Source organism: Streptomyces dangxiongensis, from assembly GCF_003675325.1.
GTDB lineage: Bacteria > Actinomycetota > Actinomycetes > Streptomycetales > Streptomycetaceae > Streptomyces > Streptomyces dangxiongensis.
The window spans coordinates 6,018,164-6,036,870 of the sequence record NZ_CP033073.1; the positions used below are offsets into that span (position 1 = coordinate 6,018,164).

General features: G+C 73.1%; 15 protein-coding genes and 1 pseudogene. 12 read left to right on the forward strand and 4 right to left on the reverse strand.

Features of this window, described 5'->3' with window-relative positions:
• Nucleotide 1: 1 nt before the first annotated feature.
• Nucleotides 2-1,828: an endonuclease/exonuclease/phosphatase family protein gene (locus D9753_RS27160; RefSeq protein WP_121789390.1), complete on the reverse strand. Its 1,827-nt coding sequence runs from the start codon at nt 1,826-1,828 to the stop codon at nt 2-4.
• A gap of 266 nt (nt 1,829-2,094) precedes the next feature.
• Between D9753_RS27160 and D9753_RS27165 the strand changes: the two are divergent.
• The 3 genes and pseudogenes from D9753_RS27165 to D9753_RS27175 all read left to right on the forward strand — a co-directional run bounded on the left by D9753_RS27165 (nt 2,095) and on the right by D9753_RS27175 (nt 5,921).
• Nucleotides 2,095-3,523, forward strand: a pseudogene (locus tag D9753_RS27165) (hypothetical protein).
• A gap of 189 nt (nt 3,524-3,712) precedes the next feature.
• The gene (locus D9753_RS27170) at nt 3,713-5,167 is read left to right on the forward strand and encodes an alkaline phosphatase PhoX (protein ID WP_121791313.1); all 1,455 of its coding nucleotides are present in this window, start codon (nt 3,713-3,715) and stop codon (nt 5,165-5,167) included.
• A 175-nt stretch (nt 5,168-5,342) separates the two neighbouring features.
• Nucleotides 5,343-5,921 carry a TetR/AcrR family transcriptional regulator gene (locus tag D9753_RS27175; protein ID WP_121789391.1) on the forward strand — a complete coding sequence of 193 codons (579 nt, stop codon included), beginning with the start codon at nt 5,343-5,345 and terminating at the stop codon, nt 5,919-5,921.
• Between the two features lie 46 nt (nt 5,922-5,967).
• Here D9753_RS27175 and D9753_RS27180 read toward each other — a convergent pair whose 3' ends face one another.
• Nucleotides 5,968-7,164, reverse strand: a complete 1,197-nt coding sequence (locus D9753_RS27180) for a TerD family protein (protein ID WP_121789392.1) — start codon at nt 7,162-7,164, stop codon at nt 5,968-5,970.
• 103 nt (nt 7,165-7,267) lie between these two features.
• Nucleotides 7,268-8,077: an NAD-dependent epimerase/dehydratase family protein gene (locus tag D9753_RS27185; protein WP_121789393.1), complete on the reverse strand. Its 810-nt coding sequence runs from the start codon at nt 8,075-8,077 to the stop codon at nt 7,268-7,270.
• A gap of 238 nt (nt 8,078-8,315) precedes the next feature.
• On the opposite strand from D9753_RS27185, the gene D9753_RS27190 reads away from it, so the two are divergent.
• Together D9753_RS27190 and D9753_RS27195 are read left to right on the forward strand one after the other, a co-directional pair.
• On the forward strand, nt 8,316-9,257 hold the full coding sequence (locus D9753_RS27190; RefSeq protein ID WP_121789394.1) for a 5-dehydro-4-deoxyglucarate dehydratase: 942 nt from the start codon (nt 8,316-8,318) through the stop codon (nt 9,255-9,257).
• 34 nt (nt 9,258-9,291) lie between these two features.
• The gene (locus D9753_RS27195; RefSeq protein WP_121789395.1) at nt 9,292-10,455 is read left to right on the forward strand and encodes a hypothetical protein; all 1,164 of its coding nucleotides are present in this window, start codon (nt 9,292-9,294) and stop codon (nt 10,453-10,455) included.
• On the opposite strand, the gene D9753_RS27200 is transcribed toward D9753_RS27195, so the two are convergent.
• Nucleotides 10,392-11,624, reverse strand: a complete 1,233-nt coding sequence (locus D9753_RS27200; RefSeq protein WP_121789396.1) for an MFS transporter — start codon at nt 11,622-11,624, stop codon at nt 10,392-10,394. The genes D9753_RS27195 and D9753_RS27200 overlap by 64 nt on opposite strands.
• Before the next feature lie 140 nt (nt 11,625-11,764).
• Between D9753_RS27200 and D9753_RS27205 the strand changes: the two genes are divergently transcribed.
• The 7 genes from D9753_RS27205 to D9753_RS27235 all read left to right on the forward strand — a co-directional run bounded on the left by D9753_RS27205 (nt 11,765) and on the right by D9753_RS27235 (nt 18,670).
• Nucleotides 11,765-12,346 (forward strand): TIGR03086 family metal-binding protein, encoded by a 582-nt coding sequence (locus D9753_RS27205; RefSeq protein ID WP_121789397.1) that lies wholly within the window; start codon nt 11,765-11,767, stop codon nt 12,344-12,346.
• Between the two features lie 198 nt (nt 12,347-12,544).
• A complete protein-coding gene (locus tag D9753_RS27210; protein ID WP_121789398.1) occupies nt 12,545-13,306 on the forward strand; it encodes an MBL fold metallo-hydrolase in 762 nt (253 codons plus the stop codon).
• Nucleotides 13,307-13,438: 132 nt separating this feature from the next.
• Nucleotides 13,439-14,095 (forward strand): GntR family transcriptional regulator, encoded by a 657-nt coding sequence (locus tag D9753_RS27215; RefSeq protein ID WP_121789399.1) that lies wholly within the window; start codon nt 13,439-13,441, stop codon nt 14,093-14,095.
• A complete protein-coding gene (locus D9753_RS27220; protein WP_121789400.1) occupies nt 14,092-15,003 on the forward strand; it encodes a dihydrodipicolinate synthase family protein in 912 nt (303 codons plus the stop codon). Before D9753_RS27215 ends, D9753_RS27220 begins: the two co-directional genes overlap by 4 nt.
• Entirely contained in the window at nt 15,000-16,733 is a 1,734-nt protein-coding gene (gene araD / locus D9753_RS27225; RefSeq protein WP_121789401.1) for an L-arabinonate dehydratase, read from the forward strand. The genes D9753_RS27220 and araD overlap by 4 nt, the downstream gene beginning before the upstream one ends.
• Nucleotides 16,734-16,853: 120 nt before the next feature.
• Nucleotides 16,854-17,789, forward strand: a complete 936-nt coding sequence (locus tag D9753_RS27230) for a carbohydrate ABC transporter permease (protein WP_121789402.1) — start codon at nt 16,854-16,856, stop codon at nt 17,787-17,789.
• The gene (locus D9753_RS27235) at nt 17,786-18,670 is read left to right on the forward strand and encodes a carbohydrate ABC transporter permease (RefSeq protein ID WP_121789403.1); all 885 of its coding nucleotides are present in this window, start codon (nt 17,786-17,788) and stop codon (nt 18,668-18,670) included. Before D9753_RS27230 ends, D9753_RS27235 begins: the two co-directional genes overlap by 4 nt.
• Nucleotides 18,671-18,707 lie beyond the last annotated feature (37 nt).

An 18,707-nucleotide genomic window follows, 5' to 3' on the forward strand; every position in this document is an offset into this window, starting at 1 on the left:
ACTACGGACGGAACCGCAGCACCTGCGGGTCGTGGTCGCTGATCTGGTCGTTGAACTCCGAGTTGATGTGCACGCTGTCGTACTCGAAGTCGCAGCCGCGCCGGATCGCCGGGCTGATCAGGATCTGGTCCAGGACCTGCTCGTTGCCCTGGTAGTCGTACGTGTACCGCTCGCTCCTCGGCAGCGACTTGATCGCCGACCACAGTTCGCCGTCGCCCTCGAGGATCTCCGCGGTGCCGGAGAACTCGAAGTCGTTCATGTCGCCGAGCGCGATGACGTCGGCGTTCTTCTGCGCGGACAGGATGTCCTTGACGAACGCGTTCACCGCCGTGGCCTGCGCGTGCCGCTGGATCTCCGAGCTGCGCACCGGCGGCTGGTACTGCGCGGCCAGACCCTGGTCGCCGCCCTTGGAGTTGAGGTGGTTGGCGATCACGAAGACGGTCCTGCCGCGGAAGACGAACTCGCCGGCGAGCGGCTTGCGGCTGCTCTTCCAGGCCGCGTTCGACGGGTCGATCCGTCCCGGGGAGATCGTCAGCCGCGCCTTGCCGTGCACCTCGGTGACACCGGCCGGGGTGGTCGCGTCGCCGCCCGCGCGGTCCGTGAAGGACACCCGCTCGGGGTTGAACAGGAACACCTGGCGGATGTTGCCGCCGGGCTCGCCGCCGTCCTGGTCGTTGACCGGGTCGATCGTGCGCCAGTCGTACCTGGGGCCGCCCGCCGCGACGATCGCGTCGATCAGCTTGCGCACGGTCTCGCCGGAGCCGACCGTGCCGTCGTCCTTGGCGCCGTTGTCGTCCTGGATCTCCTCCAGGGACACGATGTCGGGCGACCGCAGGTTGTTCACGATCGCGGAGGCGTGCGAGGCGAAGGTGGTGTCCGACGGGTCGAGGTTCTCGACGTTGTACGTCGCCACCGCCAGCTCGCGGCCCGACTGCCGCCGTGTCGTCTCGCGCTGGAGGCCACCGCTCTCCAGTGTGCCGAGCGTGCTCGCCACCAGGGTGTAGCCGCCGAACTGGTTGAAGTCCAGCGGGCCCGTGGTGGTGCCCCCCAGGGTGTCGCCGACGTTCGCCTTCGGGAAGTCGGCGGTTGCGCCCAGCGACTGTATCTGGAGCCGGCCGGTGTTCTGGGAGTCGTAGGAGCCGTACACCGTGCCGCCGCGGCGGTTGCGGTGCTCGTGCGGCTTCACCGTGACCCACAGCTCGCTGTACGGGTCGGTCGCCGTCACCACCCGGGCGTCGTGGACCTGGACCGTCATGCCCTCCAGGGACTCGTAGTAGTCCAGGGCGTACGCCGACGGGTCGAGGGTGAGGCCGTTGACGGAGCCGTTCGCCGCGGTGTCGCCGGCCGGGCTGTACGCGTCCGGCACCGCGTCCTCGTCGACGACGGCCGGCGCCGGGACGGCGTTGCCGGAGGAGACGGTGGTGACCACCGGCTTGGTGATCTCCGTCACCGACTGGTTGCCGGACGAGGTGCCGCCCGGGACGTACTCGGAGACCGTGCCGGTCACCGTGACCGAGTCGCCGACGGCGGCCTTCGGCGCGGAGCTGGTGAAGACGAACACGCCCTCGCTGGTCGCGGGGTTCTCGTCGGGGGTGGCGTCCTGCATCCAGAAGCCCTTGGAGGAACCGTACGTGCGCGTGGCCGTGACGATGCCGGGCACGTCCGACACCTTCTGCCCGGCGAACGGGGACACCCGGGTCGTGCCCTGGACGTCGTGGATGCGCACCGCGTCGGCGTGCGCGGGCGAGGTGAGGACGACGGCCGACGCTGCGGAACAGACGGCGGCGACGGTGAGCGCGGCGAGGCGCGCGGAAGACCTGCTCGGCAAGGGGATCCCTCCGGGGACGTGCGTGAGCGCCGGGACGAGGGTGGAACGGGAGCGTGCCGGGCCGGTGGCCCTCTGTGACACGCGCAGAGCCGAGTGAACAGTTGTCCCCCCAACTTCTACGCGCGTCAATCTCCTGCCTGGCACGGGAAGTTGTCAAGGTTTCGGCCATGTACGGCGGTGGGCGCGGGAGTGAACCGGGTGGCATGGGTGGAAATCCGTCTAGGCTGAGGGGTTGAGTCCGTTCACGGTCCGAGGAGAACCAGCCGATGTCAGACAGCTCCCCCCTGCCGCCCGCGCGGCTGCGCCCCGAAGCGGAGCTGGCGCGTGCCGCGCTGTCCACGCCGCTGCTCTCCCGGGCGGCCCGCCTCGCCCACTGGGCCGGGCCCGCCACCCGCGTGGACGCCGGCGGTTCACTGGCCGAGGAACAGTTGCCGGCCGCCGTCGAGCTGCTGGACCTCAGCGGCGACGACGCCGCCGCGCACGCCGGCGAGGCCTGGCGCGCCGCCCTGGACGCCGGACTGGTGGAGATCGCGGACGAGGAGGCCGGCACCGTCCGGACGGGCGAGGAGCTGAAGCTGCTCACCGCCGGCTCCCCGCAGGACGTGCTCACCGTGTGGCGCGCCGCGCTGGAGACCGCGCTCGCCGACGCGAGCGTGCCCGACCTGGACGACCTGGTCGACGCGCTGGACCAGGGCGGCGAGGTCGATTTCTCGTCACTCGGCTGGGACCCGGAGGCCGAGGCGGAGTTCCTCGACGGCGTCCTCGGCAACCTGTACCTCCTGACCGTCGGTGAGGAGAATCCCGTCGGGGGCCCCGTGCCGCTGCCCGCCCTCGCCGCCTCGGTGATCGTGCCCAGCGGGATGGGTGAACCCACCAACGACGTCCTTGAACAGGTGTCCGACGCGATGATGCGGCTGGACGACCAGTTCCGGGTGCTGGAACCGGTCGGGCTGGTGGAGTACCAGCCGGTGGACGAGGCGCTGATGTCGGACGCCGACGAGGAGCCCGCCGCGCCGGTGGACGACACCGACGTCTCCCGCTACGGCATGGTCCGGCTCACCCCGCTCGGCGTGTACGGGCTGCGGGCACGGCTGCTGGAGGCCGGGTTCGACGCGCCGGCCGTCGGCGACCTGGCCGACGCCGGCGCGGACGCGCTGCTCGACGGCACCGCCACGGTACGGGCAGCACGCCGCCCGGGCCGAGACCGGGCAGTGGCTCGACCGTCGCGAACCTCTCGCCGCGGCAAGGGAGTTGCTGAGGGCGGCGCGGGGCGCGGACGCGGCTGCGCCGCTGCGCAGGCTGCGCTGCCAGCAGGCGCTGTCGCTGGTGGGCATCGAGGCCGAGCCGGCGCTGCGCGAGGTGCTGGACGACCCCGAACTGGGCGGGCTGGCGCGGGTGTGGCTGAGCGAGCGGGGCGCCGAAGGGGTGCCCGCACCGTCGCAGGAGATGGTGTTCTGGCTCACCGTCGACACGGTGGCCGCGCAACTGGCGGCCGAGGGCAACTCCGAGGAGCTCCAGGCACTGGTGGAGGGTCTCGCCTCCCGGCACAGCGGGTTCTTCGCCGCGGCCTGGCGGGTGGAGCACCCCGCCACCGCGGACGTGCTGGAGGCGATGGGACGGTTGCACCCGGACAAGAAGGTGGCGAAGGAGGCACGCAAGGCCGCGTTCAAGGCCCGGTCCCAGCAGGCCGGTTGAGACGGGGCCGGTGGCGGCGGTCCCGACCTGGGCCCCGGCCGGCCACGGGGCGGTGCGTACGGGTTCTTGAACAGGGACCTTCGAAGTACCCCGGTGTTCAGACCGTGTTCAACACCGGGCGGGAGCGTGTGCGCCGAACCGAGGCCCGCCACCCTCCACGGCACCGCCACCGTCGTCACAGGAGACACCATGTCGCTCACCCGCAGGGACTTCGCCAGAAAATCCGCGATCACCGGTGCCGGGGTCGCCCTGGCGGGCAGCGTCGGCGCGCTCGCCACCGCGCCGAACGCTCTGGCCGCCACGGACACCGACAGCGCTCAGGCGCGGTCCGCGCACGGTGACCACCACCACGGTGTCGGCTACGGCCCGTTGATCCCCGACCCGGACGGCATCCTCGCCCTGCCCGCGGGCTTCACGTACGAGATCGTCACCTACAGCGGCAGGACCAAGCTGGAGTCCGGCGAGTTCACCCCGTCCAACCACGACGGCACCGCCACCTTCGACGGCCCGCGCGGCACCACCCTGCTGGTCAACAACCACGAGCTGGCCGGTGCCCGCGCCCAGTGGCCGCACCCGGTGCCGCTCGTCGAGGGCCTCGTCTACGACCCGGCGGCGGCCGGCGGCTGCACCGTCGTCGAGGTCCGCCGCGGCGGCCAGGTCGCCGAGTGGGTGGGCATCGCCGGCACCGCCACCAACTGCGCGGGTGGCAGCACCCCCTGGGGCACCTGGCTGACCTGCGAGGAGACCGAGGACAAGGCCGGCAAGAACGGCTTCACCAAGGACCACGGCTACGTCTTCGAGGTCGACCCGGAGGACCGCCGGGCCAACCGCGACCCGAAGCCCGTCAAGGCCCTCGGCCGCTACGCCCACGAGGCCGTCGTCGTCGACCCGCGGCGCGGCCACCTCTACCTCACCGAGGACGCCGCCGGCCCCAACGGCCTGTTCTACCGCTGGACCCCGCCGGAGGGCTTCCGCCACGGCCGCGGCCGGCTGCGCACCCTCGCCGACGACGCGGGGGTGCTCCAGGCCTTCAAGTGCTTCGACTCCGGTGGCAAGTTCGTCGACGACCTCTCCCGCGCCACGAGCATCGGCACCGTCTACGGCGTCGACTGGGTGGACGTCCCGGACCGCGACGCCAGGACGGTCTCCACCCGCAAGCAGTTCACCGACGGCCAGATCACCCGCGCCCGCAAGCTGGAGGGCATGTGGTGGGGCGACGGCGGCGTCTACGTCGTCTCCTCCTTCGCCCGCTCGGAGAGCCCGGTCCAGCACGACGGCCAGGTCTGGTTCTACGACCCCAAGCGCCGCACGCTGACCCTGAAGGTGCTGTTCGGCGTGAACCCGGACCCGTCCGCCGACGGCGCCTTCGACGGCCCCGACAACATCACCGTCTCGCCGTACGGCGGCCTGGTCATCGCCGAGGACGGCGAGGGCGTCCAGCACCTGTTCGGCGCCACCGAGAGCGGCCGGACCTACCCGATCGCCCGCAACGAGATGAACATGGGCACCGCCGAGGAGCCGGAGTACAGCGAGTTCACCGGCGTCACCTTCTCGCCCGACGGCCGGACCCTGTTCGCCAACATCCAGACGCCGGGCATCATGCTCGCCATCACCGGCCCCTGGAAGCGGCAGAAGCGCGGCTGACCCGCACGCCGCACCACCTGGGCCCGCGACGCCCCGCGGCCCCCTCCCGGAGTGCCGTCCACTCCGGGGGGCCGAGGGTCCGTCTCCCGCCACCGGCCGGTGCGGACCGGCCAGCAGGCGCTCGATAGGATCCGGGGGAAGTCGCCGGTTCGGCGGCTCGGCAGGGAGTTGCTGGATGACGCGGGTCAGACCCATGCGCGCGGACGCCCGGCGCAATCACGAGCGCCTGCTGGCGGTGGCGGCGGAGGCCTTCGCCGAGCAGGGGGAGAACGCCTCGCTCGACCGGATCGCCAGACGGGCGGGCGTCGGCTCGGGCACGCTCTACCGGCACTTCCCGACCCGGCAGGCGCTGCTGGAGGCGGCGTACGTGGACCGGATCGAGGCGCTGGGCCGCCGGGCCGACGCACTTGCCGGGGAGCTGCCGCCGGGCGAGGCGCTGACGGAGTGGCTGAACGAGCTGTGCCTCGCCACGATCGAGCTGCGGGGCATGAAGGCCCTGCTGGGGGCGGCGGTCACGGACGGCGCCCCGACGGCGCCGACGGCGTGCGGCGTGGCCTGCGGTACGGCGGTGAAGGGCGCGGCGGGCCGGCTCGTGGAAGCGGCGCAGGCGGACGGCGCACTGCGGGCCGACCTGGAGCCGGTGGAGATCCTGCGGCTGGCGCACGGGATGGCCACGGCGTCGGAGCTGGCGGACGAACCCGGCAAGGAGATCCGCCGCTGCCTGATCCTGCTGACGGAGGGCCTGCGGCCGTAGCCCCGCGCCCGGAGGAGCGCGGGGAACCGCGTGATCAGCCGGCGCGCTACAGCGCGTTCGCTCCCGGGTCCACCATGTTCCGTACCGTGCGCGCCTTCACGAAGTCGCCCAGTGCCGTCATGTCCCACTCACCGGAGAACTGCCGGACCAGCTTGGCCATCAGCACGCCGGTCCGCGGCTCGGCGCCGGTGAGGTCGAAGCGGACCAGTTCCTCGTCGGTCGCGGCGTCGACGAGGCGGCAGTAGGCCTTCGCCACCTCCGTGAACTTCTGGCCCGAGAAGGAGTTCACCGTGAAGACCAGGCCGGAGACCTCCTGGGGGAGGCGGCCGAGGTCGACCACGATGACCTCGTCGTCGCCCCCGCCCTCGCCGGTGAGGTTGTCACCGGAGTGCTTGACCGAGCCGTTCAGGATCGTCAGCTTGCCGAAGTAGCAGCTGTCGATGTGGTCGCGCTGCGGTCCGTAGGCGATGACCGAGGCGTCCAGGTCGATGTCCCTGCCGCGGAACGCCGGTTCCCAGCCGAGGCCCATCCGCACCTGGGAGAGCAGCGGCCGGCCGTCCTTGACCAGGGACACGGTCTGCCTCTTCTCCAGGCTGACCCGGCCCTTGTCCAGGTTGATCTTGCCGGCGCCCGGTGCGGGGGCGGCGGACGGCGCGGGCACGGACGCGGCCGGCGCCGGGGGCGCGACCTGAGCCGCGGGCGCGACGGGGGCCGGCGTCGCGGCCGGGGCCGGGGTCGTGGCCGGGGTCGGCTCCTCGACCGTCACGCCGAAGTCCGTCGCGATGCCGGCCAGTCCGTCGGCGTACCCCTGGCCGACGGCGCGCGCCTTCCACGCGCCGCCCCGGCGGTAGACCTCCACGACCACCAGCGCCGTCTCGGTGCCGAGCTGCGGCGGGGTGAACGTGGCCAGCACCGCGCCGTCGTCCGCGTTCCTGATCGTCGCCGTCGGCTCGACGCCCTGGAAGGTCCGGCCGGCCGCGTCCGGGCTGGCCGTGACGACGATCTTCTCGATGTCCGGCGGCACGGCGGCGGTGTCGACCGTGACCGTGTCCGGGGCCGAGCCGCCACCGGAGCGGTAGGTCACGCCCGGGCCCGTCGGCTGGTTGTAGAAGATGAAATCGTCGTCGGAACGCACCTTGCCGTCGGCGGTGAGCAGCAGGCCCGACACGTCGAGCCGCACCGGAGCGGCGACGTCCACCGTCACGCGCGCGGCCGAGAGGGAGATGTTCGAGCCAGGGGTCATAGCTGTCATGCCGGGTGAACGAACGGCACCGCTTTACCGTTCCCTTACCGGCCGAACGGGTCACGGCACCACCACCGCGACGACCGCCCCGGCCGCCGGGACCTCAGTACGGCCAGATCGGCGGGTCGTTCACGAAGTGCCCGCCCAGACGGGTGTGGGCCGGGTTCTCGGGGTCCGGCTCGCCCTGTTCGGCGATCAGCTTGGCGGCGTACGGCTCGGAGTCGTCCCGCGGCTCGTAGCCGAGGGCCCGCGCGCTGCCCAGGTCCCACCACAGGCGCGTGTTGGCGGAGGAGCCGTGGACCACGGTGTGGCCGACGTCCTCGGCGGTCAGGGCCGCGTGGAAGAGGCGGGCCCCGTCGGCCGGGCTCATCCACACCGAGAGCATGCGGACGCTGGTCGGCTCCGGGAAGCAGGAGCCGATGCGCACCGAGACCGTCTCCAGGCCGTGCTTGTCCCAGTAGAGCTGGGCCAGGTCCTCGCCGAAGCACTTCGACAGGCCGTAGAAGGTGTCCGGGCGGCGCGGGGTGGTGACCGGGATCAGCGGCTCGCCCGCGCGCGGGGCCGGTGTGAAGCCGACGGCGTGGTTGGAGGAGGCGAACACGATCCGCGGCACACCCTCCTGGCGGGCGGCCTCGTACAGGTTGTAGGTGCCCTCGATGTTCGACCGCAGGATCTTCTCGAAGGGCGCCTCAAGGGAGATGCCCGCGAGGTGGAGGACGGCGTCCACGCCGCGCACCGCCTTGCGCAGCGCCTCGGTGTCGGTGAGGTCCGCGGTGATCGCGTCCGGCGCGTCCTCGACGGGACGCACGTCGAACAGGCGCAGCGTGTAGCCGTACTCCGGCAGCAGGGACCGCATGAGGGTGCCGAGCCCGCCGGCGGCACCGGTGAGCAGGAGGGTACGGGGAGCGGGCATCCTTCGATCTCCTTGGGGTCCTCGGTGCCGCTGCAACACGCCGCGTGCGTGGACGGCATTCACATCCGTGGACACGCTAGGGAGCGGCGGCGCGCTCCGTCAAGTGTGCCGTGACAGGGCGAAATCCGCCGCAGTGTTGCCCGTTCGGGCGCTTGACCCGCTCCGATGACGGCCCGTAGCGTAAGGCTGTTCAGAAATATGGACGCCGATCAGAAACATGCACCGACAGGGAGCGCCCGTGACGCCAGCCCCTCTCGCCGCCCGGCTCCGTGACCCGAGCGGGCCGCTCTTCTTCCCCGTCACGGCCTACGGTCCCGGCGGCTCACTCGACCTCGACGTCTACCGCACCCATGTGCGCCGGGGTGTGGCGGCCGGTGCCGCCGCCGTGTTCGCCTGCTGCGGCACCGGGGAGTTCCACGCGCTGCTCCCGGAGGAGTTCGAGGCCTGCGTGCGGGCGGCCGTCGAGGCGGCCGAGGGGCGCGTCCCGGTCGTCGCGGGCGCCGGCTACGGCACGGCGCTCGCCGTGCGCTACGCGCGCCTCGCCGCGGCCGCGGGCGCCGACGGCCTCCTCGCCCTGCCGCCGTACCTCGTCCTCGCCGGCCAGAGCGGCCTGCTGCGGCACTACCGGGAGATCGCCGCGGCCACCGCCCTGCCCGTGATCGTCTACCAGCGCGACAACGCCGTCCTCACCCCGTCGACCGTGGTCGAACTGGCCCGCACCGACGGCGTCATCGGCCTCAAGGACGGCCTCGGCGACCTCGACCTCATGCAGCGCACCGTCAGCGCCGTCCGCACCGAGGCCCCCGGCGACTTCCTTTACTTCAACGGCCTGCCCACCGCCGAGCAGACCCAGCTCGCCTACCGCGCCCTCGGCATCACCCTGTACTCCTCGGCCGTGTTCTGCTTCGCGCCGGAACCGGCCCTCGCCTTCCACCGCGCCCTGGAGACGGACGACCTGGGCACCGCGCACCGCCTGCTGGACGGCTTCTACCGCCCGTTCGTCGAACTGCGCGCCCAGGGCCGCGGATACGCCGTCTCCCTCGTCAAGGCCGGCGTACGGCTGCGCGGCCTGGACGTCGGCGAGGTGCGGCCCCCGCTGCACGAGCCGGCCGAGGAGCACGTCGAACAGCTCGCCCGGCTGATCGAACGCGGCTACGCCCTGCTGGAGGGGGACGCGTGAGCGGGCCCGGCCGCGCGCACGAGGAGGAGGCCGCGTGAAGGCGTCGGCGTTCGTGTACCCCTGGGACGTCAACGGGGACCCCGGGGCCCCCGCACGCATCGCGGGACTCGGTGTCGGCCAGGTGACCCTCGCCGCCGCCTACCACTCCACCCGCGCCCTGACCCCCCGCCACCCCCGCCACCGCATCGTCACCGCCGAGTACGCGGCCGTCCTCTACCCGCCGGGCGGCCGCTGGGCGGGTCGCGGCCTGCGGCCCTACCCCGCCGGCCGCTGGGCCCCCGGCAACGCCTACGGCGAGGCCGCCGACGCCCTCGCCGCCGCCGGCCTGGAGGTGCACACCTGGGTCGTCCTCGCGCACAACTCCCGCCTCGGCGCCGAGCATCCCGACATCTCGGTCGTCAACGCCTACGGCGACCGCTACCCGTGGGCGCCCTGCATCGCCCAGCCCGCCACGCGCGCGTACCTGGTCGACCTGGCCGCCGAGGCCGCCGTACGCCCCGGCGCGCACGGCACCGAACTGGAGTCCCTCGGCTGGTACGGGCTGGCGCACCTGCACGCCCATGACAAGACGGCCGGCGTCGGCCTCGGCGAGGCCGGGCAGTACCTGATGTCCCTGTGCTTCTGCCCGTCCTGCCGCGTCGGCTACGGCGCACACGGCCTGGACGCCGACGAGCTGGCGGCGGCCGTACGGACCGCGCTGGAACCGCTGTGGCGGGGCGCGGCGGACGACGAGGGCTGGCCGACGGTGGACAGGCTCCTGGGAGCGGACACGGCGGCCGCCACGCGCGCGTGGCGCGACACCACCGCCCACACCCTCCAGGAGGAGGCCGTCACCGCCGTACGCGCCGCCGCGCCCGCCGGCTTCCAGGTGCTCCTGCACGCCGACCCGGTGTCCTACCACTGCGGCGCCAACGCCGGCGTCGACCCCGCCCGCATCCTCTCCGTCGCCGACGGCGTGGTGGTGCCCTGCACGGGCGGCACGGCCCCGCTGGCGCCGTTCGCCGCGCACGCGGGGGAGCGGACGGTGCTGGCCGCCAACCTCACGGTCGTCGCCGGGATGGGCGGCGGCCCCGGCACCCTCGCGGCGGACGCGGCCCGCGCGCGTGCCCGGGGCGCCACGGAACTGCGGCTGTATCACGCCGGGTTGGCATCGGACGGGGATCTGGAGGCGGTCCGGGAGGCGCTGGCCGCCCGCTGAGCCGTCCGGATCGCCGTCAGCAGCAGCGCGACGCCGTAGAGCGGCAGCAGCAGCCCGGGGCCGGCCAGTTCCACCAGGCCGGCCCCGAGGGCGAGCCCGAGCACGTTCGGGGCGAGGACCAGCGTGCCGGCGGTGGCCGTCACCCGGCCGAGCAGCGGGCCGGGGGTGCGGCGCTGCACGGCGGTGAGCACGGCGACCAGCACACAGGGCAGCCCCAGCCCGGCCGCGGCACCGGACACCAGCACCACCGAGTCCGACGGCACGGCCCGCGCGATCGCCGAGGCCCCCGTCAGCGCGATCCCGGCCGCCGCGCACCGGTGTTCGCCGAACCGCCGCAGCGCGGGCCCGGCGAGCAGCCCGGCCACCACCGAGCCGGCGCCCTGGGCGGCGTACAGCACGCCCGTGTAGGCGGGGGAGTGTCCGAGGCGGCCGACGACGGCGTACACGGTCGCGCTGCCGAGCGAGGTCAGCAGCATCGTCGTACCGCCCGCCAGGACCAGCGTGCGCAGCTCCGGCTGCCCCCAAAGCTGCCGGACGCCCTCCGCGGTCCGCGTCCGCCAGCCGTCGCCGGACCGGACGGGCGGCTGCTCCCGCACGCGCAGCAGCGCGCACAGCCCGGCCGCCAGGACGAACGTGACCGCGTCCAGGCAGGCCACCGCCGGGCCGCCGCGGGCCGCGTACAGGGCCGCCCCGGTCAGCGGGGCGACCAGCTTCATGCCCTCCGTGACGGTCATCCGCAGCCCGTTGAGATCGCCGCGGAGGTCCGGGCCGACGGCGGCCGTGACCAGGGCGGACTCGGCCGCGTCGTGGACGGCGTCGGCGGCGCCGTACAGGAACAGCACGGCGAACAGCAGCCACACGCGACCGGGGGAGTCGACGGCGAACAGCACGAGGAGCAGTCCCGCCAGGCCCAGCTCCAGGCCGACGAGCAGGGGTCTGCGGCGCGTCCGGTCGGCGAGCGTGCCCAGGGCCGGCCCCGCCAGGGTGGGCGCCCACAGGGCGAGCGGGCACAGGGCAGCCAGGCCGTCGGACCCGGTGAGGTCCTTCACCCACACACCCGAGGCCAGCCACAGCGAGGAGGTACCGAACGCGGACACCACCGCACCGGCGAGATACAGCCCCGCCGTGCGATCCCGCAACACACGCACCACGGTCCAGGAAGTCGTCATACCGACGCATCGTGCGCCTGAGGCGTCCCCTGCCGGATCGGCAAGGTGCCGGATATCGGCGGCGGGCGGCCGATGAGTTCCGGGGGATCCACCGGTCAGCATTCCGTACGGGGGACCCGACACCGAGGGAGTGATGAGAGATGACCGGGGTGGATCTGGGCCCGCAGGCCAGGATCGTGGCGCGGCTCGCCGGGGCCGTGACCGACGCGCGGCTGACGGGCGCCACACCGTGCCCGGACCTCACGGTGCGGAACCTGCTGGGCCACCTGCTGACGCTGTCCGTGGCGTTCCGTGACGCCGCCCGCAAGAACCTGGGCCCGACGACCGACACCAGCCCGGACGCCGTCGTCCCGGACATCGGCCCCGGCTGGCGCGAGGAGCTGCCCGGGGTGCTCGACGAGCTGGCCGGCGCCTGGCGCGAGCCGGCCGCCTGGACCGGCCGCACCCGCGCCGGCGGCGTGGACCTGCCGGGCGCGGTCGCGGGCGCCGTCGTCGCCGACGAACTGGTGATCCACGGCTGGGACCTGGCCCGCGCCACCGGCCAGGACTACACCCCCGACCCCGCCGCCCTCGACGCGGCCCACGGCTTCCTGCTCGCCGCGGCCGAAGACCCCGGCCGGGGGAAGGCGCCGTTCGGCCCGGTCGTCCCCGTCCCCGCGGACGCGTCCTTGCTGGAGCGGACGGTGGGGCTGAGCGGCCGGGAGCCGGGCTGGCGGCCGTAGGAGGGGGCGGGCGGGCCCGGCGTGCGTGCGGCGGCCGGTGGGCCGGGCCCGGTGCACCGGGCGCCTGACGGTCATGTGGCGCGCGACGCATCCGAGCGGCCCGGCGGGGCGGGGAGGGACGGGCGGAAACCGGGTCGGACGCTGCTCGGTGCACCCTTCCCGCGCCCCGGCCGCGGGCCCCGTCGTACGCTCCCTCTCATGCCCCTCACCCTCACCGTCCTCGGCACCGCCTCGCCGCACCCGGGTCCGGGCCGGCCCTGTTCCGGATATCTGCTCTCGGGCGGGGGCGCCGAGGTGTGGGTGGACGCGGGGCCCGGCACGTTCGCCGCGTTGCAGCAGTACACGGACCCCGCGCGGCTGACCGCGATCTGGGTCTCGCACCTGCACGCCGATCACAGCGCCGACCTGCTCGCCGCCGCCTACGCGTTCGCCTTCGGCGGGATGACCCCGCCCGCACCGGTCCCGGTGTACGCCCCGCCGGACTGCGCCCGGCGCCTGGCCGGATTCCTCGGCCACCCGGACGTCGGCTTCCTGAAGGACGTCCTCGACTTCCGGAGCCTGTACGACGGCCATGACGTCCGGCACTGGAACCTGCGCCTCACCGCGCGCGCCGTCGCCCACGGCACCGAGGCGTACGGGCTGCGGGCCGAGTGCCAGGGGAGTGTGTTCGCCTACTCCGGGGACAGCGGTCCGTGCCCGGCGCTCACCGAACTCGCCGCCCGCGCCGACCTGTTCCTGTGCGAGGCGGACATCGGGGAACATCGCGAAGGCGAACACCACGGGCAGGTCCATCTGACGCCGGAGGACGCCGGCCGCGTCGCCCATGACGCCCACGTGCGCGAACTGCTCGTGACCCATGTGGGGCCCACCCTCACCCGGGAGTCGGCCACCGCCCGGGCCGCCGCCGTCCTCGGCCGGCCAGCCGGCACGGCCCGCGAGGGCGACCGGCACACCTTCTGAGACCGCGTTCACGGATCGTCGCGGCTTCCTTTGTCAGAAGCATTGACGAAACACGTGCCCCCTCCTACCTTCGACGCGTCGTACTTCGTACGTCATATATGAGACGCGATATGTGAGATCCGAGAGGGCCGCATGACCTCTGTGCCCACCCCGATCCCGTCCCGCACGCAGGTCGTGCTCGACGCGATCAAACACCGCATCCTGACCGGGCTGCTGACACCCGGTCAGGCCCTGGTCGAGACCGAGCTGGCCGCGCAGTTCGGGGTGTCCAAGACCCCGGTGCGGGAGGCCCTGAAGACCCTCGCCGGGACCGGTCTGGTCGTGATGAGCCAGTACAAGGGCGTCACGGTGCGCATGGTGGACGCGGACATGGCGCGCGAGGTCTACGACGTGCGGCTGCTGCTGGAACCGGAGGCCCTGCGGCGGGCGGTCGCGCGCGGTGCCTCCCTCGACGCCGCCCGCGACGCGCTCGCCCGCGCCGACGCCGCCACCGACACCGCCGAACGCTCCCTGGCCAACCGGGAGTTCCATCGCGCCCTCTATCTGCCGTGCGGCAACCCGCTGCTCGGCCGGATGCTGGACGAGGTCCGCGACCAGGCCGCCCTCGTCTCCGCCGTGGCCTGGGCGGCGGACCCCTCCTGGGAGCGGGAGGCCGCCGAGCACCGGGAGATCCTGCGGCTCGCGCTGGACGGCGACGCGGACGGCGCGGCGGGCGCCCTGCACGCCCACATCGGGTCCTTCGTGCGCCGTGCTTTCCCCGAGCTCCCCCCAGCGGAAGGTCATCAATGAGCAGCGTGACGTTCGAGACCCGGCGGGCGGCCCTGGCCGACGTGGTGGCCATCCCGGTGACCCCGTTCGCCGAGGACGGCTCCGTCGACCGGGACACCCACCGGGCCCTGCTGCGTCGCCTGCTCGACGGCGGGATCACCACCCTCACCCCGAACGGCAACACGGGCGAGTTCTACGCCCTCACCCCCGACGAGCGCCGCCTGGTCACGGAGTGGACGGTCGAGGAGGCCGGCGACCGCGCCACGCTCCTCGTCGGTGTCGGGCACGACCTGCCCACCGCGACCGCCTCCGCCCGGCACGCCCGTGACCTCGGCGCCGGCATGGTCATGGTCCACCAGCCGGTGCACCCGTACGTGTCGGCGGCCGGCTGGGTCGACTACCACCGCGCCATCGCCGAATCCGTCCCCGAGCTGGGCGTGGTGCCGTACCTGCGCAACGCCCAGCTACCCGGCGCCCGCCTCGCCGAACTCGCCGACCACTGCCCGAACGTCATCGGGGTCAAGTACGCCGTCCCGGACGCCGCCCGGTTCGCGGCCTTCGCCCGGGACGCGGGCCTGGACCGCTTCGTATGGGTGGCGGGCCTCGCCGAACCGTACGCCCCCTCCTACTTCTCCGCGGGCGCCACCGGCTTCACCTCCGGGCTGGTGAACGTCGCGCCCGCCGTCTCCCGGAACATGATCGAGGCGCTCCGCTCCGGCGACTACCCGGCCGCCATGAAGGTGTGGGAGCAGATCCGCCGCTTCGAGGAGCTGCGGGCCGCGCACGGCAACGCCAACAACGTCACGGTCGTGAAGGAGGCCCTCGCCGCGCTCGGCCTGTGCCGCCGGGACGTCCGCCCGCCCAGCCGGCCGCTGCCCGAGGACGAGCGCGCCGAGGTCGCCGCCATCGCCGCCGGGTGGTCGATATGAACGCACCGCGCAGGAGCCCGCGGGACCTGAGGAGCCACCAGTGGTACGGCACCGACGGGCTGCGCTCCTTCAGCCACCGCGCCCGCACCCGCCAGCTCGGCTACCTGCCCGAGGAACACCTCGGCAAGCCGGTCATCGCGATCCTCAACACCTGGTCCGACATCAACCCCTGCCACGTCCACCTCCGCGACCGCGCCCAGGCCGTCAAGCGCGGGGTGTGGCAGGCGGGCGGCTTCCCGCTGGAGTTCCCGGTCTCCACCCTCAGCGAGACCTTCCAGAAGCCGACCCCGATGCTCTACCGCAACATGCTCGCCATGGAGACCGAGGAGCTGCTGCGCTCGTACCCGGTCGACGGCGCCGTGCTGATGGGCGGCTGCGACAAGTCCACGCCCGCCCTGCTGATGGGCGCCGCCTCCGTGGACCTGCCCGCCGTGTTCGTGCCGGCCGGGCCCATGCTCCCGGGCCACTGGCGGGGCGAGGTCCTGGGCTCCGGCACCGACATGTGGAAGTACTGGGACGACAAGCGGGCCGGCCTCATCGGCGACTGCGAGATGACCGAGCTGGAGAGCGGCCTGGCCCGCTCGCCCGGCCACTGCATGACCATGGGTACGGCGTCCACGCTGACGGCCGCCGCCGAGGCGCTCGGCGTGACCGTGCCGGGCGCGTCCAGCATCCCGGCGGTGGACTCCGGGCACGACCGCATGGCCGCCAGGGCCGGCCTGACCGTCGTCGAACTGGTCCACCGGGACCGGCGGCTGTCCCACATCCTGACCCGCGAGGCGTTCGAGGACGCGGTCACCACCGTGCTGGGCCTCGGCGGTTCCACCAACGCCGTGATCCACCTGATCGCCATGGCGGGCCGGGCGGGCGTACGGCTCACCCTGGACGACTTCGACCGCGTCGCCCGCACGGTCCCGGTCCTCGCCGATGTCCGCCCCGGCGGCCGGCGGTACCTGATGGAGGACTTCCACTTCGCCGGCGGCCTGCCCGGTTTCCTCTCCCGGATCACCGACCTGCTCCACCTGGACCGGCCGACCGTGTCGCACGACACCCTGCGCGAACAGCTCGAGGGCGCGCAGGTGCACGACGACGACGTCATCCGGCCCCGGGACAACCCCGTCGCGAGCGAGGGCGGGGTCGCCGTGCTGCGCGGCAACCTCTGCCCGGACGGCGCCGTCATCAAGCACATCGCCGCCGAACCCCACCTGCTCAGGCACACGGGCCCGGCCGTCGTCTTCGACGACTACCGGACCATGCAGCGCACCATCAACGACCCCTCGCTCGGCATCACCGCCGACAGCGTGCTGGTGCTGCGCAACGCCGGCCCCAAGGGCGGCCCGGGCATGCCCGAGTACGGCATGCTCCCCATCCCGGACCACCTGCTGAAGCAGGGGGTGCGGGACATGGTCCGGATCTCCGACGCCCGGATGAGCGGCACGAGTTACGGCGCCTGCGTCCTGCACGTCGCCCCGGAGTCGTACGTCGGCGGACCGCTGGCCCTGGTGCGCGACGGCGACCTCGTCACCCTGGACGTCGAGGCCCGCGGTCTGCACCTCCACGTGGACGACGAGGAGCTGGAGCGCCGGCGGGCCGCGTGGACCCCGCCGCCCGCCCGGTTCGAGCGCGGCTACGGCGCCCTCTACGAGGAGCAGATCACGCAGGCCGACACCGGCTGCGACTTCGAGTTCCTCGCCAGGCCGGGCACGGTCCCGGACCCGTACGCCGGCTGACGCCCATCCCCGGGTGGAGGCCCTCACCCATGTGTACGTAGCAAGCGCTTCCTACGTCCGGTTCCTCCGATCCCCCCGGTCCACCCGCTGTACCCGCCCCCCTGTGAACGGAGAACAGTCATGGCCCAAGCCGCAGCCGTGGCGAAACCGCCCGCGCCACCCCGGCGGCGCCGTGCCTCCGCGACCCCGCGCAGGCTGCCGTACCTGCTGATCGCCCCGGCGGCCCTGCTCATGCTGGGCTTCATCGCCTACCCGGTGCTCAACGTCTTCTACTACAGCCTCCAGGACTACAACCCCACCAAGCCGTGGCGGAACGGCTTCGCGGGCCTCGGGAACTTCACCCAGGCCTTCGGCCACGACCCGCAGTTCCGGGACACGCTGACCTTCAGTGCCAAGTGGGTCGTGGTGGAGGTCGGGTTGCAACTGCTGTTCGGCCTCGCCCTCGCGCTCATCGTCAACCAGACCTTCGTGGGGCGGGCGGTGGGCCGCGCCCTCGTCTTCTCACCCTGGGCCGTCTCCGGCGTCCTCACCTCCGCGATCTGGGTGCTGCTCTACAACTCCCAGACCGGCGTGACCCGTTACCTCGCCGACGCGGGCCTGGGCTCCTACGGCACCAGTTGGCTGTCGGACACCTCCACGGTCTTCCCGGCGGCGGTGGCCGCCGACCTGTGGCGCGGAGTCCCCTTCTTCGCGATCCTCCTCCTCGCCGACCTCCAGTCCGTCTCCCGGGACCTGTACGAGGCCGCCGAGGTCGACGGGGCCGGCCGGCTCAAGCAGTTCTGGCACATCACGCTGCCCCACCTGAAGGACGCGATCGTCCTCGCCACCCTGCTGCGCGCGGTGTGGGAGTTCAACAACGTAGACCTGCTCTACACCCTGACCGGCGGCGGCCCGGCCGGCGAGACCACGACGCTGCCGCTCTACATCGCCAAGACCAGCGTCGACGCCCACAACTTCGGCTACGCCTCCGCCCTGACCACGGTGGCGTTCGTCATCCTGCTCTTCTGCTCGATCGTCTATCTGCGGCTGAGCAAGTTCGGAGGTGAGTCCAGGTGATCACCGAGATCGCTCCGGCACCCGAGCGCGTGGCGCCCGAGCCCGCACCGGCCGGCCGGAAACGGCGCGCCTGGGACGAGGCGCCGCGCTGGCAGATCTACGTCCCGCTGGGGATCTACCTCCTCTTCACCCTGATCCCCTTCTACTGGATCCTGCTCTTCGCGCTCCGCCCGGCCGGCTCCACCTCGCTCGTGCCCTGGCCCATGACCGGCGAGCACTTCCAGAAGGTGTGGACCGAACGCGGCTTCGGCACCTACTTCACCAACAGCGTCTACGTCGGCGTCGCCACCCTGCTGCTGACCACCGTCGTCGCCCTGGCCGGCGGCTACGCCCTGGCCCGCTTCGACTTCCGGCTCAAGCGCGGCTTCATGCTGGCCCTGCTGTGCTCCCAGTTCGTGCCGGGCGCGCTGCTGCTGGTGCCGCTGTTCCAGATCTTCGCCAAGCTGTCGATGATCAACTCCCTCGGCAGTGTCGTCCTCGCCGAGACCGTCTTCCAGTTGCCGCTGTCGATGATCCTCATCAGCGGGTTCATCCGGAACGTGCCCTACTCGCTGGAGGAGGCCGCCTGGGTGGACGGCTGCAACCGGCTCACCGCCTTCCGGATCGTCGTCCTGCCGCTGCTGCGGCCCGGACTGATCGCCGTCGGCTCCTTCGCCTTCGTGCACGCCTGGAACCACTTCCTGTTCGCCCTGATGTTCCTCTCCGACCAGAGCAAGCAGACCGTCCCGGTCGGCCTCAACACCCTGATGAGCGCGGACAGCGTCGACCTGGGCGCCCTGGCGGCGGGCGGCATCATCGCCGCCGTACCCGTGGTGATCGTGTTCGCCTTCATCCAGAAGTGGCTGATCACCGGCTTCAGCGCGGGGGCGGTGAAGGGATGACACACCACCCGGTCACCTCCCGGCGGACGGCCCGCGG

Coding starts and splice junctions, on each gene's coding strand:
- D9753_RS27170 (WP_121791313.1), top strand. CDS start 3,713: ATGTCGCTCACCCGCAGGGACTTCGCCAGAAAATCCGCGATCACCGGT.
- D9753_RS27175 (WP_121789391.1), top strand. CDS start 5,343: ATGACGCGGGTCAGACCCATGCGCGCGGACGCCCGGCGCAATCACGAG.
- D9753_RS27180 (WP_121789392.1), bottom strand. CDS start 7,164: ATGACCCCTGGCTCGAACATCTCCCTCTCGGCCGCGCGCGTGACGGTG.
- D9753_RS27185 (WP_121789393.1), bottom strand. CDS start 8,077: ATGCCCGCTCCCCGTACCCTCCTGCTCACCGGTGCCGCCGGCGGGCTC.
- D9753_RS27200 (WP_121789396.1), bottom strand. CDS start 11,624: ATGACGACTTCCTGGACCGTGGTGCGTGTGTTGCGGGATCGCACGGCG.
- D9753_RS27205 (WP_121789397.1), top strand. CDS start 11,765: ATGACCGGGGTGGATCTGGGCCCGCAGGCCAGGATCGTGGCGCGGCTC.
- D9753_RS27210 (WP_121789398.1), top strand. CDS start 12,545: ATGCCCCTCACCCTCACCGTCCTCGGCACCGCCTCGCCGCACCCGGGT.
- D9753_RS27215 (WP_121789399.1), top strand. CDS start 13,439: ATGACCTCTGTGCCCACCCCGATCCCGTCCCGCACGCAGGTCGTGCTC.
- D9753_RS27220 (WP_121789400.1), top strand. CDS start 14,092: ATGAGCAGCGTGACGTTCGAGACCCGGCGGGCGGCCCTGGCCGACGTG.
- araD (WP_121789401.1), top strand. CDS start 15,000: ATGAACGCACCGCGCAGGAGCCCGCGGGACCTGAGGAGCCACCAGTGG.
- D9753_RS27230 (WP_121789402.1), top strand. CDS start 16,854: ATGGCCCAAGCCGCAGCCGTGGCGAAACCGCCCGCGCCACCCCGGCGG.